At 58.9% G+C, this 15,253-nt stretch carries 12 protein-coding genes; 7 read left to right on the top strand and 5 right to left on the bottom strand.

The window, feature by feature from the left end; all coding sequences use genetic code 11:
- Positions 1-9: 9 nt before the first annotated feature.
- The 5 genes from Q4481_RS21065 to Q4481_RS21045 form a co-directional block, all read right to left on the bottom strand.
- Positions 10-852 carry a hypothetical protein gene (locus Q4481_RS21065; RefSeq protein WP_304378381.1) on the bottom strand — a complete coding sequence of 281 codons (843 nt, stop codon included), beginning with the start codon at positions 850-852 and terminating at the stop codon, positions 10-12.
- Between the two features lie 31 nt (positions 853-883).
- The gene (gene sctE, locus Q4481_RS21060; RefSeq protein ID WP_304378380.1) at positions 884-2,110 is read right to left on the bottom strand and encodes a type III secretion system translocon subunit SseC family protein; all 1,227 of its coding nucleotides are present in this window, start codon (positions 2,108-2,110) and stop codon (positions 884-886) included.
- Between the two features lie 27 nt (positions 2,111-2,137).
- Entirely contained in the window at positions 2,138-2,686 is a 549-nt protein-coding gene (locus Q4481_RS21055) for a tetratricopeptide repeat protein (protein WP_304378379.1), read from the bottom strand.
- Positions 2,687-2,788: 102 nt separating this feature from the next.
- Complete coding sequence (locus Q4481_RS21050; protein WP_304378378.1) at positions 2,789-3,172, bottom strand: type III secretion system chaperone family protein; 384 nt, start codon at positions 3,170-3,172, stop codon at positions 2,789-2,791.
- A gap of 11 nt (positions 3,173-3,183) precedes the next feature.
- Positions 3,184-4,410 (bottom strand): HrpJ domain-containing protein, encoded by a 1,227-nt coding sequence (locus Q4481_RS21045; protein ID WP_304378377.1) that lies wholly within the window; start codon positions 4,408-4,410, stop codon positions 3,184-3,186.
- A gap of 299 nt (positions 4,411-4,709) precedes the next feature.
- Here Q4481_RS21045 and Q4481_RS21040 point away from each other — a divergent pair, with 299 nt between their 5' ends.
- The 7 genes from Q4481_RS21040 (at position 4,710) to Q4481_RS21010 (ending at position 15,086) form a co-directional block, all read left to right on the top strand.
- Positions 4,710-5,174, top strand: a complete 465-nt coding sequence (locus Q4481_RS21040) for a type III secretion system chaperone (RefSeq protein WP_304378376.1) — start codon at positions 4,710-4,712, stop codon at positions 5,172-5,174.
- A gap of 243 nt (positions 5,175-5,417) precedes the next feature.
- On the top strand, positions 5,418-6,848 hold the full coding sequence (locus Q4481_RS21035) for a coiled-coil domain-containing protein (RefSeq protein ID WP_304378375.1): 1,431 nt from the start codon (positions 5,418-5,420) through the stop codon (positions 6,846-6,848).
- Positions 6,845-7,360: a hypothetical protein gene (locus tag Q4481_RS21030; protein ID WP_304378374.1), complete on the top strand. Its 516-nt coding sequence runs from the start codon at positions 6,845-6,847 to the stop codon at positions 7,358-7,360. The genes Q4481_RS21035 and Q4481_RS21030 overlap by 4 nt, the downstream gene beginning before the upstream one ends.
- Before the next feature lie 70 nt (positions 7,361-7,430).
- A complete protein-coding gene (locus Q4481_RS21025; RefSeq protein WP_304378373.1) occupies positions 7,431-12,638 on the top strand; it encodes a hypothetical protein in 5,208 nt (1,735 codons plus the stop codon).
- A gap of 8 nt (positions 12,639-12,646) precedes the next feature.
- Positions 12,647-14,155 carry a hypothetical protein gene (locus Q4481_RS21020; protein WP_304378372.1) on the top strand — a complete coding sequence of 503 codons (1,509 nt, stop codon included), beginning with the start codon at positions 12,647-12,649 and terminating at the stop codon, positions 14,153-14,155.
- Positions 14,156-14,168: 13 nt separating this feature from the next.
- Positions 14,169-14,591: a type III secretion apparatus assembly protein SctX gene (gene sctX, locus Q4481_RS21015; protein ID WP_304378371.1), complete on the top strand. Its 423-nt coding sequence runs from the start codon at positions 14,169-14,171 to the stop codon at positions 14,589-14,591.
- A gap of 39 nt (positions 14,592-14,630) precedes the next feature.
- Positions 14,631-15,086, top strand: a complete 456-nt coding sequence (locus Q4481_RS21010; protein WP_304378370.1) for a hypothetical protein — start codon at positions 14,631-14,633, stop codon at positions 15,084-15,086.
- Positions 15,087-15,253 lie beyond the last annotated feature (167 nt).

Raw genomic sequence — 15,253 nt, 5'->3', positions numbered from 1 at the left:
GCCGCTTGATCAGCCGCGGGTGATCGACTGCATGCGTTCGATCTCGGCGTTGCGGATTTCCTTGATGAACTGGATGACCGCCTTGATGGCTTCGGTCAGGTCCTCGGCGAACTTCTTCTCGATATCCTGCTGGCCCTGCGTATCCTGGGCGATCGCCTGGATTTCCTGCCCCTGCGCCTGCAGGTTGCTGGCATCCGACTGCATGGTGCCGGAAGCGCCCTGGCCCGCCGAGCTGGTCATATCCTTGGCAGCGCCGCCGAAAGAGCCGATCGCCTGGGTCCGGTTTTGCAGCTTCGCGGCGGCAGAGTTGATGACCGCGTCGTTGGTCTGACCCTTCATGTTGGCCGTGTGCTTGGTCTGGGCACCCAGGGTGAGGCCGCCGGTGCCAATCTGGGTCGCCCCCGCGATGATGCCCAGCACAAGGCCGGCAATGGCCGCGTCCATCTGCTTGTTGGCCGCTTCCTTGCTCTTGCCGGCAGCGTCCAGAAGCTCATTCTTTGCGCTTTCGCGGGCATTGGCACGCTGATCGACCGCGGACTGCCGCTGGTTGTTCATCATTTCTACGAGGGCAGAAAAGAGAGCCGTGCGGTCCTTGGCGCCGGAGATGAACTCTTCGAGCACCTTCTGCAGCTTTCCAAGATCAGCACCGGCCGGCAGCTTCTTGTACTCATCGCTGGTGATCATGTCCTTGACGCCGTTGCCATTCTTGTCGAGGCCAAGTGCCGACAGCATTTCGGGCGTGATTTTGGCGCCGTTGAGGCCCTTGGCGACCGACGGTTCGACATAGACGGTATCACCCGTGGTCGTCTGGATCGGCTGGTAGTTCATCTTGGTAGCGGAAATCTGGTCCATGGTCTTGATCCTTGGTTGAGCTCTGGCCGCGTCAGCCGGCAAACATGTTCTTGGAAAGCGATGCGCCGCGATCGTTCAGCGACTGCATGGCTGAATCGATCATTTCGCCGGAGATCTGGTTGGCGTTCATCAGCATGTCGAGCGCCATGTCGATCAGGCTTTCGAGCGTCTTCATTAACGCCTCAATTTCCTGACCTTCGGCCTCCAGCTGCTTGGCCTCTGCCTCCCGCTTTTGCTGGCCGTAGGTAATGGTCGAGGAAATGACGCCGGTGGTTCCGCTGCCGATCTCGACCACCGCACCGCCGACCCTCGCGACGGACTGCAAGGTCCGAACGCTTTCCTTGATGGTTTCGGACGCACCCTGGACATATTTGGCGAGGTCGGCGCTCTTCCCCGCCCATTTGAGGGCTTTCTCAGCCGCTTTCATACCGGCATCGAAGCCTTTTCCGGTGGCATTGACGGCGCTGTCGAATGATTTGACCGCAGAGGCAGCCATAACCTTCGCTATCCCCTTCAACACGGCAGGCGCAAGCTGGGCGCCGATCGTCAGAACCGATAGCGCAACGGTGATGCCCATCATCGCTTCGCCAAACACCTTGTCGGCCTTGGCGATCGCTTCCTCGCTCGCCCCCATCGACTTGGCAATGTTGCCGGCGATGCCCAATCCCGTCGCATCCTTGACAACCGAATTGGCAAACATGACTGTCATGGCAACCGCACCGGCAATCAGCAGTGCACCCATGCCGGCACCCACACCCGTCGCCATGGCAAGGCCGGCCATAACGTAGGTGAAGACGAGGGCAAGCGCTTCGAACAGCCGCGAGAAGAATTTCGCGATCGCGCTCTTCTTGTCATCGGCAATCGATTTCTCGATCTTTTCCTTCCGTTCGGCGAGCTTGGACTGTTGCTCCTTCTGGGAAGTGCGAACCTTTTCCTGATTGGCGTTGACGCTTTCGAGACTCGTCTTCTCGCGCGTATCCTTCAGCGTCGCCGACACTTCGGCAAGCGTGATTTCCACATCGCCGGAGCGCTTTGGTGCAAAGGACGACGATGCGAAGATGACCGAGAAACTGATGATCGCCGCCGCACCAAGACCCGTCGGCACATCGGGCACGCCGCCCGTCTGGCTGAGTGTCCCCTGACCGATCTGGTCCTGGTTCTGGATATTGCCCTTCTTCTGGACATTGCTGGTCTGGATGTTGTCCAGATTGCCGGTGTTGACCGGTATGCCGCCGCCGCCAATCGTCAAGTCTGCCATTTCACGTTCTCCAGATTGGTTCGGGGCCTATTGCTTGCCACCGTGGATCGCCCACTTGGCACGCGCCTGTTGCAGCGATTCCGGTGATCCATGTCCGCGTTCGGCTTCACCCAAAGCGATTTCGTAGCAGCCCGCGGCATTTTCGGTTTCCCCGATCGCCTCGAGGCACTCGCCAAGCCGCAGATAGCCATCCGGATTGGTGGCATCCATGGTAATGAATGTCGTGTAGATCTGGGCGGCGACATCGAACCGACCTTCCATCTGATAGGTGGCAGCGAGAGCATAAATGCCGCGTTCCTCGCTGGGATCGAGCTGAAGCAACGTCGTCAGGATCGCGCGCGCCTTCTCGATTTCGCCGACGGCCAGAAGGTCATATCCCTGCTGGTAAAGTGCCTCGATGTGGCGGCTCTCAAGTCCAAGTGCCGCCGCAGGCGTCGCCCCCGCCTTGATCGCCTGATAGTAGGGCGTATCTTCGAGTTCGAGTGCCTTCATGACCTCATCGAGAAACATCGGAACGCCCTCGGCGGCCGATTCCATATCGATCTTCAGTAGCGGGTGGCTGTCGAGGATGCTCATGTCATGTCTCTTGCAATGGATGGGAGCAGTTAATCATCAGGCGCGGCGGGCGATTGTATCGAAAGGCACACTGCTGGCCGGTAGAGGCGTCTCGCCTCGCAATCACCCGACACTGACGGTGCCCCGCAGCACGGCCCATGCCGCTTCGAGATCGGAAAGCTCGAACCGCTCGTCACCAAGCGTCGTCCAGGCCACGGCGCGCTGGTCGCGCGTCGCACCGACATGGATCATCCGGTCGGTTGCGGCATCATAACCAGCCCTAGCCAGCAAAATCGGCATGGTCTGATGGGCAAGCCCTGCCATCGGCCGGCTCAGGCTCATCATTGGCGCATGGCCGTTACGGTCGGGGTTGGGCGTGAAAGTCAGCCGGCCCGATGTCTCAAATTCGAACGTATAGGAACCGTCGCGGCTGGGCTGAGCGACGAGGTTCATGGATTCGGCGAAGCGCTCGACTGTCACCAGAATGGATTGCGGAAGACTGGCCATGATGTTCCTCTTCAGCCGGAATGCGATTCGAAATAGGCCTCTTCGCGGGCAACGAGCCGTGTCGAGAGATCCATGATGGAACGGCTCTGCTGTTCGCGCGAAACCGATGATGGAAGGACCGCGTCGGGCATCAGTCCGTGAATGTTGCGCAGCATATTGACCGCCGTGACCGAGATCCCCGGATCATTGCCGGAGATGCCGGAGATCACCTTTTCCGCATCGCCGACCGAGGTGGAAGGGTTGGAAGCGAAATGCAGCAGCCGGCTTGTCAGGTCGTTCTGGTCGGGCATGGTGTTGGAACCCTTGAGCTCCGGATGCACCCGCTTGATCGTATCGAGAACAAGACCCGATTCAGAGTGGAGCGTCTTGATCTGCTTGAGCTTGGAAAGCTCCGACAACACATTGCCGATCAGCTGCGAGGTTTCGCCGATCGTCACCTGATCCTTGTCGGCATTCAGCACATCGAGATCGCGACCGGCGATCCTGGTGAAGGAATCGATGATCTGATCGAACGAGCTCGCGAGGTTGAACGTGCGCAGATGATCGAAAATCTGGCCCAGATTCTGGTTCTCCCGCACCATGTCACGGTAGCTGTTGCGGATCGCGGTCGGATCGGTTTCAAGCGATCCGGCCATCTTGTTGGCGATTTCGGCTGCAGCGAATCCGGCCGTAACTTCGCGCCGCATCGGTCCTTCACGGAAGCTGGCGCGCGCTTCATCGATAACAGCGAGAAAATCGTCTCCGGCGCCGAGAGCCGCAACATCCTGACGGAACCGCTCCAGCGCAGCGAACTGGTGCGTCGGATCGGAATCATAGCGGCGCAGTGCTTCGAGAATATCGTCCTTTGTCGGTCGGCTGGAACCGCTGCCACCGCGCTCGAAACTCTGGCGGAATTCATCCAGCTTTTCGCGCAGATCGCGCAGGCGTTGATCCACCGGCTGATCGGGCAGCTTTTCCTCGATATCGGTAATGCGGCCCATGCCTTCGGCATTGGTTCCCGCGCCCTTGCGAACCTTGGTTTCTTCAAGCCGCGGCTTGCGTCGCTCGGCAACGACTGCGCCCAGTTCCTCCATCGCATCCATGATGTCGGACTGGTCGACGCCGCCCATCTGGACATTTTCCTTGGTGACGGGCGACTGACCGAGCATGCGCACACCGACTTCGCTTTCGGCATTCTGCGTCGCAATCTGCGTCCTGACCATTTCCAGAGGTGCGCGGGTAGAAGTAATGTCGGCCATTGTGCGATGTCCCTCGTATGGCTGAGCCCAGGCTGTTGCCAAGGGTTTAGCCAAACTTTGACGAGGGGGTCGTGTCAGGCGACACCGGTGCGGCGATTGGACGATCTACTGAGGACACGAGACCGGCGCAGGGAGTATAATTTCCTCTCCGCCTCTGCTACTCAAGAAACGCGAAAGCGACTGATCTTGCTCCATCTTTCCAGGCCTTGCCGCAGTGGCGATTGCCAAGTCACGGATTTGGCGATACATCTTTTTTATTATCGTGAATGTTTTCTTATTTATGTGGGGATAGTCCTGTTATGCAGAGCAGTGCTGATGCGCTTGCACTGATCAGAAAAAAGGTGCGTCTGACTGACGATGCCAACCCGAATGACGCGTTGAAGATCGATATCGAGAACGTCGTTCAGGTCAATCTGGCTCCATCATCTCCCGATCATATTCTCATGGTCGCCGAACTGCATGAATTCAGCGGCAGGATCAACGAAGAGGTCATGCGGAGCATGCTGCATGCCAATGCTTTCGGCGAAAGCACGGGGCCGGCCCGGCTATCGATCGAGGCGGACAACCGCCCGACCCTTTCGCTTGAGCTTCCGGTCATCAACCAGACCGAGGACAAGCTGCTCAAGAAGGTCATCGAGTTCATGAACTATGCCGCCTACTGGCAATCCATCGGCACCGATATGTTGGTCGCCGCAGCGTCGGGACGCAAACCAGAACCTGAACCCGTCAATGAATGGGATGATGTGATGCTGGTGAGGATCTGAACCGACGCGCAATGTCTGCCGCCGTCTGACCGCTGAAATCGAACCCGTTTCAGCCCCTCTTTCATCCCGAAGTAGACAGCCAAACCACCTGGCAGTGCCAATCGACACATAGCCATTCTCTAACGCGCCCTAACATCTTCACAACTTGCAGAGCAGGACCGGCATTGCAGGATGGCGTACGACTTCGTCCGCTTCCCTGGCGATCGGGTCGATCATGGCCCTGCTGACGGAGAAAGCGAGATCATGGCTGAAATTACGTCGTCACCGACTGTCTCTATCCAGTCGCTGCTCTATCCAAACACCACCGACACGCAGACAACCACCCAGACGACCCAGTCGAACCCCACGGTCACCTCCACGATCGTTCCCACCGACACCTCGATCCTGCCATCGAGCGGACGCGGCTATTCTGCAGCGACGCTGGGTCTGACCCCGCCGCGGCCGGGCGGCTCCGCCGAGGCCGATCTCCTGATGATCCGGCAGATGCTCGAGGACATGAACAATGACACGCGCAACAACGAAATCATGGCCAGCACCCAGCGCAAGGCGACAGCGCTCGGTGGCGCGCTCTCGCTCCTTAGCGGCATGGTGGAGAGCGTGGGCACGGCCTTTTCCCTGATCCTCGAAAAGCCAGTGGCATATGCCACAGCCGCAAGGACCAGAATCGATTACGATACCAAGAAGCAGGCGGCTGACGATATCGCCACCCAGCTGGCGCCGGTGAAGACAGAGTTCGACAAGCTCACCGGCGATATTGCGAAGGCCAACCAGGACATTGGGAATATCGATTACCAGATCGGCCTCACGGATGCGTCCATCGACATCACGAAAAAGCAGATCAAGGACGCAAAAGACGATCTGGGCGTTATCGAACAAAGCATCTATCAGAAGAACCAGCAGATCGACGGACTGAAACAACAGCTTGCTGCCGCCACCACAAATTCAGAAAAGCAGCGGATTCAAGGCTTGATCAACACCGCTCAGAGCGAACTGAGCGGTCTCCTGGACCGGAAGACGGGCAAGGAAGGTGACATCACCAACCTCAACACGACGCTCGATCAGTGGAATCAGACCCGCTCGAACTACGTCACCACCCGTGCGGAAAAGGTGACCCTGATCGATACTGCTCAGACGCGCCTCGATGAGATCACGCCCACCAAGCTGCAGCTTGAATCGGATCTGAACGCTGCCCGGCAGGTCGAGAACGATGCCTATAATGTGTGGCACGCGGCCCAAAGTTATGCGGATGGCATTCAGCCCCGGATAGACCAGGCATTCGCCGATTTTGCCGCCACAATGGCGGGGTTCACGCTGATGGCCAACCGTTTGGCGGCGGTGCCAGGCATGCCGGATGCAGGCCTTGAATCGGAACTGGCAACGCTCAGGAAGGAAAACAAGGACGCGCTTGCCGATCTCTGGAACATCATGACGCAATCGCGCGAAAAGCTCGGCACCGAAGCCAAGATCAACGAGGCCATCAATGCAAAGCTGAAGGATGTCGATGATGTCCAGCGCGCCAAGTTGGGCCTCGCCTTCTCGTCGATCTTCACCTCGCTCCGGCAGGCACTGGGCACCATGGCGGTGCTGCTGGATCCCACGGCGACGAACGGCGGTAGCAATTTCTCCGAGCACCAGCCGCAGCGCATGCGCTTCGCGATCGGCGGCACGGCATGACCTTTTCACCCTTCGACCCCGAAGTGATGCGCGTAACGCTCGGCAGGGCTCGTGCCCCATCGGGCGGCAAGACCGATATCGACCGGATTGCAGAAAACACAGCCTTCGAGGAGGCGCGGCTCAAAAGCACCTATCGCGAAATCGAAAAACGGTTCGCGGAACTGCTGTCGCTTGAGTTCGTCAACAGCGACCCGGAGGCCATGGACCGGTTGCATCAGCTGTTCTATGCGGTCGATATCGAAGACTTTTCACGACGTTTCGACCACTTTGCCGATTATGCATTGCAGCGTCTTGAAGTGATCGGCAACGACGATGACGCGGGTGCTGCAGCACGTGCGCGCCTTCGCGCGGGGCTCGGCAAGCTGGGCAGCACGGCGACGGCAACAGGTAGCGCCGCGCTTCATTCGCCGATGTCGCTGATGAACGAAAGCAGCAGGAAACCCGGCGAAACAGAAACGGAGAGCCCCGGAGAGCCCAGTGCGCCGAGGCCACGCATGCGGTTGCGGCTCTAGGACTGTTTGAGGCCTGAAAACGGGACGGACCGGAGGAACCGGCCATTCTGATTGATGTGGAAAGGTGAGCATGACCACTTCGGTAGCAGCTTTTGGCGGCCAGTATAGTTTTACGCCGTCCTCCACCAATCCCTTGTTTGCGGGTGACACGCCACTCGATCCGGCGAGCGTTTCGCTTGCGACTTTTCTAGCAGCAAGCACATCAGACCAGATCGAATATCTCAAGGCAGCCGCCAGCCTGCTTGGATCCACCACCAATGGCGTGGAAGCCTATGGCCTGCGTTTCAACGATTCCGGCACCACACGCACCTTCATCCTGTCGGCCAATGCGCAGGCAGTCATTGCCGTCGACCAGTTGAGTGAGAGCGGCTATCGTTCGCTGGATGCCGCAGACCGACAGGCAGCCATTTCGACTGGCGCACTCCTGGTGACACCCGATGCCGATGATTTCGCGGCACAGACCTCGAGCTTCCGCCTATCCTATGTGCAAACGAACGGAACCTTCATCGGCTCGGTTGCGCCGCAGCCAAAGGGCGTGGCCTTACCGGAGGCGGGTGGCGACCGGATCTTCATTCTCAACACGGCTGGGAATGACGTCATCGATGTCGGACTGCTCGACATCAAGGCCTATTTCAGCCTTCCTGCTGCCGATCGGACGCTAGCGCGTCTTTCTGGCGGGCTTTCACTTTCCCCCACGGCCTTTGAACTGCGGACGATCGCACCCGGCCAGCAGGCGGAATATCTGACCACTTTCGGCAGCACGATTGCCACGACAACGGGCGGCACACCGGTTCAGGGCCTTTTCCTGATCGATAATGGCCGCCAGAGCGCCTTCATCCTCAGTGAGACCGGAACCGCAATCGATCTTGGAACCCTGAGTTTCTCGGCCTTCAACGCCTTGTCAGCTGCTGACAGGGAGAGAGTCCTGGCGACCGGCGTCTTGCGCATCGATCCTTCGGCAACCGAGTTTCGTGCCGCCACGGATCTCGAGCGGCAGCGTTTTCTCGATCTCTTCGGCACCTCACTCGGCAAAACCATGGACGGAACGGATGTCCGGGGATTGATCTTGCGGGACAGCACCGGCGCCAAGGCCTTCCTGTCTGCACCCGGCGGTGTGATCGATGTCGCATGGCTGGCACCCACCGCCTCTGCCTTCAATAGCCTTTCGGCCTCGGAAAAAAGCCTGATCATGGCCACGGGTACCCTGCCCTTCCTGCCGACACTCGATCTTTTCCAGTCCTGGACGCCAACGAGCCAGCTGGCGTTTCTGACGGCTAACGCTCTGGTGCTGGGCACGCCGCCCGGTGGATCAAGTTCGGTCTCCGGTCTGATTTTCCTGGGCGCCAATGGTCCCGTTGCCTATATCCTGTCAGCAAGCGGCGTCCTGATCGATCCGGCTTCCGTGAATTTCAGTGCTTTCGCCGCCGTACTGCCGGCAGCCAATGCGCTGACCGACAGCGAACGGGAGGCGATCGTCTTTTTTCGTGGCAGCATGCCCACGCCGACACCGGCCGAACTGTCGGCCGCCAGTGCAGCTATTCAGCTCTCCTACCTTCAGTCGGCGAAGGCAACGCTGGGACAAACTGCAGCCGGTACGCCGATCGAAGGCGTGCGCCTCTCTGACGGAACTTCGAGCGGAACCTTCATTCTTTCTGCGGATGGCGCCCGCGTCATCGACGTAACATCCCTGACGCTGTCCGACTTTCTGGCCTTGCCGGTGGCCGATCAACAATTGGTCAATGCCTTGCCGGAGTTCCAGGCTTCGCTTACGGCTTCGGCGTTCCGCAACGCCTCCAAGGCCGACCAGGTGGCCTATCTCACCGGCTTCGGCACTAACCTCGGCTCGACCGCAACCGGTGCAACGGTCCGCGGCCTGCGCCTGCCCGATGGATCAGACGCCGCAACCTTCATCCTCGATTCAGCCGGCTCATCGGTCATCGATGTCTCCAGCCTGTCGCTGGCAGCATTCGTGGCACTGGCACTGGCAGACCGGCAACTGGTCACCGCCTCATCGGCTTTCAAACCGAAACTTGCGGAATTTCTGGCGCTCAACGATCTCCAGAAGGGTACTGTCATCGATGAAGCTGGCGAAGAACTTGGCACGGTCGCGCCATCGACAATCATCAAGGGACTGCGGTTCACCGAAACGAGTCCGATACGAACCTTCGTGCGTTCCGCAGATGGATTGCAGATCCTGGAACCCGAAGCATTGACGCTTGACGCCTATGCAGCACTTTCAGGTGCGGACCGGGCTATTGTCATCGCCAGTGGTGCCTTTGGCGGCGCGATGACAACGGAGGCGTTTTCCTCCTCCTCGACAGCGGCACAGTTGCAATGGATTGCCGATCAGGGGCAACGACTGGGTGCTCTGCCGGACGGAACCGTCATCATGGGCGTGATCCTCGATGGCGCGACCGGACGGACTGCCTTTATCCGCAATGCCGCCGGCACCGGCGTCATCAATGTCACGGACTTGTCTCCCGTGACCTTCCTCTTGCTTGGAGCGACCGACCGGGCGCTGGTGGCCGGTTCCAACCTCTTCAAGCCGACGCTTGACCAGGTTAACGCTCTTGGCACCGGGCTCCAGGCGGATTTCGTGCGCCAGGCATCGACCACGACATTCATCAAACCGGATGGTTCCAAGGCATCCGCCCTCACGGTTTCGGCATCGGATGGCGACCATGTGATCATCGTCGACAGCGCCGGCACCGGGGTGATTGACACGGGAGCTCTGACCTTTTCGAGTTTCTATGCGCTCGGCACCGCCGATCGCGATCTCGTCCTGGCATCCGGCGGCTTCGTGCCCAACCCGACATTGGCGGAATTCAAGGCCGCAGCGCCGGCGGTGCAGGTCGCCCATGTCAACCTTGCCGGCTATCAGGCCGGTTCGTTGGCCGATGGCACAGCCGTCAAGGCCGTGGTCCTGTCCCACGGACTGAGCCGGTCGATGTTCATTGTCAACACCGGCGGAAGCGCCGTCATCGATGTCTTGACGATCAATGCCATCGGCTTTGCCGCCCTGATGCAGACCGATCGCGACCGGGTCTATGCTGCCGGTCAGTTCACCGCTCTCCCCACGGCAGTCGCCATCCGTGCCAATCCGTCGCTGGTGACCTCCAATGCGGTGACGCTCGGTTATACCGCGGCCAATGTGCCTGTCAGGGGGCTTGTCGTGTCAGACGGCAGCACGGAAACGCTGTTCATCATCGACAACACGGGCACCGTGATCGAACCCGGCTTGATGTCGACGGCGGAGCTCGATGCGCTGACCGCGACGCAGCGCGATTATATCCGGAGCGTGGCGTCCTATCTTCCCGCAGGGCTTATCCCGCCCTATTTCCGCGATGCCAACGAGCGCGATCCGATCAATACCACCACGGGCGAACTGGGCGAACTGGTCCGCATTCGCGAAACCAAGGAGCTTTATGCCACGACGTTTCTGGATGGCGAGACGCGCAAACTGGCCGACAATCCCCTGTTCGGCCTTACCGGCGATGCGCTCGTCAACGCGTTCCTGCAGGCGCATACGGCCCATCAGCTGGAATATATCAAGTCCATGGGCGACACGCTGACCTTTACCGGTACCGTCGGCGGGTCGTCCGTCACCTATACGACAAAGGCGCTCAACCTGACCGTAGGCGGCGATACCTTGACTTTTATGGCCAGCACCGACGGCACATCCGTCGTCAACGTGGCGAAACTGTCGCTCGGCGGCCTGGCGCGCCTCAACCAGACCGACCAGGCGCTGGTTTCGAAAACCACTGGCTTCGCAGAGCTCGCGGTTTCTCTCGGTGTAACAGCCGACAGTACCGAGCGCAGCAACCTGAGAAGCCTATTCACCACCATGATCACGAATGTGGAGACAGCCTTCCCGTCAACTTCGACCGACCAGGACATTCTGGATGCGCGCTCGATCTTCACACAGGAACTCAACCTCATTATCGATCGTCTCGACAACACAATTGTCGTGTCCACATCGGCGTTGCAGACCAAGCTCTCCGAAATCTCTGCACGGTTTGAACGCGTCAAGGCATTTGCCGAAACGCTGACCCAGGTGCCCGACAAGGCGAGCGCCTTCGCACGTGGGCTTGACTATGACAAGCTCAAGGAGGGCCTGACATCCTTTGTGCGCGAGGAAAAGCGCATTGCCGTCAACGACGCCCGCATTGCGCGGCTGACACGGCTGGCCCAGCTGGGCATTCCGAGTGTCGATCTTGCCGCGATGATCGTCGAATTCCAGACGCTTTACGAGATCGATTCCCGCGCCAAGGCCGATGCCGACACGGTAGAGGTCAAGCAGCAGAATGCCATGCTGGCGGATTATAACGAGTATCAGCGCGTCATTACATTGACCGCAGGCAGCTTCCCGGCCAAGGACGATGGCAAGACGGCGCTCGAAATCAAGGACGACACGCTCGATGCGCGCGTCAAGAACATGTTCGACGCCCGCGTCGGCACGATTATCCATCCGATCGAGAAACTGACAAGCACCAAACGGCCGGTACAATATACAGCCACGCTGACTTTCACTTTCTCCAAATGGAGCTACAACAACAATGGTGTTCGCGACCCCGAGGAGATCGGTGAAGACTTCCTGCCGCAAATCATAAGCATCCTCGGCGTTGTCGTTCCGCACTCTTCAGGCAATGGCATCCCGACATTCATGGAAGACTTGACGCAGATGGACTATCACATCCGTTCGGTCACGGATGACTCCGGCCTGGAGGAAATCTATGATTTTCTAAATAAAATCAAGGACGATGGCTACGACGCGCAACGTGCAACCATGAGACAGGTCCTGGGTCTCAACGACAATTTCACCCAGGATGATTTCAAAACACTTGCCTCGGAATGGAGGCACGAAGTCGACGACTATGCCAACCACCAGGAAACCAAGAATCTTTTCAGCACCTTCTTCCTTCGCTTTCTGCAAAAGCATGATGGCAACAGCAATTGGGGGCGGACCTGGTTCCCGCAATGGGTCACTGACAACTATTACAAGGATAACAACGACAAGGGCGACAAGCTGAACTACGATGAATTGACGACCGAGGAAGAAAGGCCTCTGATCTACAAGGCCCTCAAGCGCAAGGTCGACTGGGACAATATCGGCACCCAGCTCTCCAACGCGATTACCAATGTCAACCAGTCGAACCAGATCCGCCAGAACTCGATCAGCCAGTATCAGAGCGAGGCGACGCGGCACTTCGACCTGGTCAACAATACGCTGAAACGCATGTTCGACCTCATGCAGAGCATCGGTCGCAACACGGCATAGGGCGGATCATGACCACGATATCAGGCACACCAATCTATCTTCGCCTCGCCGATGCCGATGGCAAGCTGCTGACGGACGATTTGCTGCAGGAATCGCTTTCGCTCGAAGACGGCATTCCCTATGACGGCGAGACCCGCCTGCTCGGCAACAGGCCGTCAGACTTCGGCGATCCGTCAACCTCGACCGCCTTTCCGACCGGCTTTCGCTATTGGAACACGATCTACCAGCTCGAATGGCTGAAGGAATATGCAGCCGCCCATCCGGATGCGAAGGTAACGTCGACGGATGGCGGCACGAACCTGTCGACGATTGCGGTTACGCTTCCCTACGGCTCATCCTCAAACGACACAATCAGTGTCGTGGTGACATCCGGCCTGATCGGTCAGGTGGCCGGACTGCAGCTGGGTGTCACCATCCTCAATGATCTCACCCCGGAAAAGCTGCGCCGATTGACGCTGGATGATCAAAGGCTGATCGCCGCCCACCCCGACTTTAACCGTCTGGTGGCAGAGCCATTTGCTCTTCGCCCTTCGGCTGGCGAAACTGTCGCGGCTGCTCGGCAGGCAATGAAAGACATTCTTCTCGACCTGAAATCGGTTATAGCCTCGGCGGGTCCCCTGACATCCTCGACCGACAGTACGTTACCTACCGATCCGGCCAAGCTCATCACCGACTCAATCGATCTTTCGCTTGCTGCGCTCGACAAGATGGCCGTCTTCAGTCCCGATGCGATCGCCCAATTACGCGCCGATTTCTCCGAGCGCTACCAGCGACTTGCCAACTACTCCGCTGCCCTGCGCGGCTTCGAGACTTCGGGCACACAGGAGACCAACACGACAGGCTATATGAGCGTGGACGACCGCGCGGGCCTCCGGAGTACCTACGAAATATTCCTACAGTCCGCCAAACGCCAACTCGATGTCGAGACGACGGCGGCACAGATTGCCGATACCGGCCTGTTCAATGGCAAGTCACTCGATCTGGCCGGCCTCACCTATTCCTTCCAGGTGATGGCAAACTATGGCGGCGAAGCCGAAATGCAGGCGCGCACCGAGGAAATCCGCGCCCGTAGCTCGCTCCTCAACATCTATTCGATCGTTCAGAAGTTGATCAACCGCACCTCTGCAAAAGTGGATGATCCGCCGAAATCCAAGGATGGCGTCGTCGATCAGCCGAAAGGTCCGCTGGTGTACGATCCGAGCAATCAGGAAGCCGAAGAAAAAGCGCTGAAGCTGTTTCTCGCCGTCGGCGGCGTACCGCTCGCGCTTCATCCTGCGGAAGTGACGCTGGGGATCGAGCGGCCGACTCTGACCGAAACGACCATGACAAAATCCAACTGGGACCTGTTTGCCTCCAGCCTCTCTGGCGCCGTCCGCGTGCTTGACCGGGATGTTCAAACATTGTCCGATGCGGTGAATTCCGTGAGCCGCGAGCGAAACCGGCATTTCGACATGGCAACCGAAGTGGTTCAGAAAATGTCAGACATGATCAATACGATCACCCAGACCATGGAATGAGGCAGGGACCAGAATGAAGGCCACACGACCGACTGATGGCAGCGCCCGGTCCTTCCGAATCCAGTCGCTGGATGTCGGTGTCGAATCCATCGGTCGATGGCGGATCGATGATGAACAGCATCTGCCGGAAGACCGCAAACCGTCACCCGTCTTCCTGCCGGAAGCGCGCGCGCTTGATGAAATTTTACGTCGCCCGTCGCTCGATGAACGGCTGCCCAATCTTCTGCGGCCAGATCGGATCGACCCGGACCTTCTTCTTCCTGCCAGAATGAGTGCCGTCCGTCTCGATGTTGCCCAGCGGTTCCGGGAAATGGAGCGGCATGCGAAAACCCAGGCGTCACGCAACATTTTCGCCTTGGCCGCGACCGTGATGGAAGATGATGCCGCCCTCGACGACGAAGTGCAGAGCGCATTGGCGCTCCTCCTGCGTGGTTGATCCATTATGGCCGACGGCAACACCGAAACGGAATCGGGAATGCGAGAGGAACAGGAGCGCCAACACGGCTTGAAACGCCAATCGGGGCCGGTCGCCGAACGCTGGATCAAACCGATCGAGGGCGATGAGCGCGACTTTCTCCTGCTACTCGTCTTCGTCTATCTGCAGCATGAAATGCTCGACCGCGCCCAGGCAATCATCGAGGCAATGCTGGAAGCAGGCGACGGCAGCCGTGAAGCCGTCCTCGCCCAGGCAGTTATCGCCTTCTGCAAGAAAAATTATGAGAAGACGCTCGAAGTCCTTGCGCGCCTTGATCGCGTCGATCCGATTGAGCGTTACGGTCGTCGGACATTGACCGATCGGCAACGGATGCGCACTTATCTTCGGGCTCGGTCTCTTTATGAGCTTGGCGGGGACATGCAGGCGACGGTTGATCTCTACATCCGTCATCGGGATTTTGAAGGCGGTGAAGAGGAGAGGGCCGAGCGACGGTAGCGCGACCGTGGATTTTTGCGGAGCGATGGTTTGGGTGCGCTTGGAAACGCAAAAATCCCCTTGGTGGGGCTTTGTTGGGATTGTAGGGCTTTGGTTGCGGGGGCAGGATTTGAACCTGCGGCCTTCAGGTTATGAGCCTGACGAGCTACCGGGCTGCTCCACCCCGC

Source organism: Fluviirhizobium alvei (assembly GCF_030551875.1).
In the GTDB taxonomy this organism is placed as follows: Bacteria; Pseudomonadota; Alphaproteobacteria; order Rhizobiales; family Rhizobiaceae; genus Rhizobium_E; species Rhizobium_E alvei.
Note: the sequence above shows the minus strand (reverse complement) of the source record. Positions and strands in the feature narration are given on the sequence as shown.

Coding starts and splice junctions, on each gene's coding strand:
- Q4481_RS21065 (WP_304378381.1), bottom strand. CDS start 852: ATGGACCAGATTTCCGCTACCAAGATGAACTACCAGCCGATCCAGACG.
- sctE (WP_304378380.1), bottom strand. CDS start 2,110: ATGGCAGACTTGACGATTGGCGGCGGCGGCATACCGGTCAACACCGGC.
- Q4481_RS21055 (WP_304378379.1), bottom strand. CDS start 2,686: ATGAGCATCCTCGACAGCCACCCGCTACTGAAGATCGATATGGAATCG.
- Q4481_RS21050 (WP_304378378.1), bottom strand. CDS start 3,172: ATGGCCAGTCTTCCGCAATCCATTCTGGTGACAGTCGAGCGCTTCGCC.
- Q4481_RS21045 (WP_304378377.1), bottom strand. CDS start 4,410: ATGGCCGACATTACTTCTACCCGCGCACCTCTGGAAATGGTCAGGACG.
- Q4481_RS21040 (WP_304378376.1), top strand. CDS start 4,710: ATGCAGAGCAGTGCTGATGCGCTTGCACTGATCAGAAAAAAGGTGCGT.
- Q4481_RS21035 (WP_304378375.1), top strand. CDS start 5,418: ATGGCTGAAATTACGTCGTCACCGACTGTCTCTATCCAGTCGCTGCTC.
- Q4481_RS21030 (WP_304378374.1), top strand. CDS start 6,845: ATGACCTTTTCACCCTTCGACCCCGAAGTGATGCGCGTAACGCTCGGC.
- Q4481_RS21025 (WP_304378373.1), top strand. CDS start 7,431: ATGACCACTTCGGTAGCAGCTTTTGGCGGCCAGTATAGTTTTACGCCG.
- Q4481_RS21020 (WP_304378372.1), top strand. CDS start 12,647: ATGACCACGATATCAGGCACACCAATCTATCTTCGCCTCGCCGATGCC.
- sctX (WP_304378371.1), top strand. CDS start 14,169: ATGAAGGCCACACGACCGACTGATGGCAGCGCCCGGTCCTTCCGAATC.
- Q4481_RS21010 (WP_304378370.1), top strand. CDS start 14,631: ATGCGAGAGGAACAGGAGCGCCAACACGGCTTGAAACGCCAATCGGGG.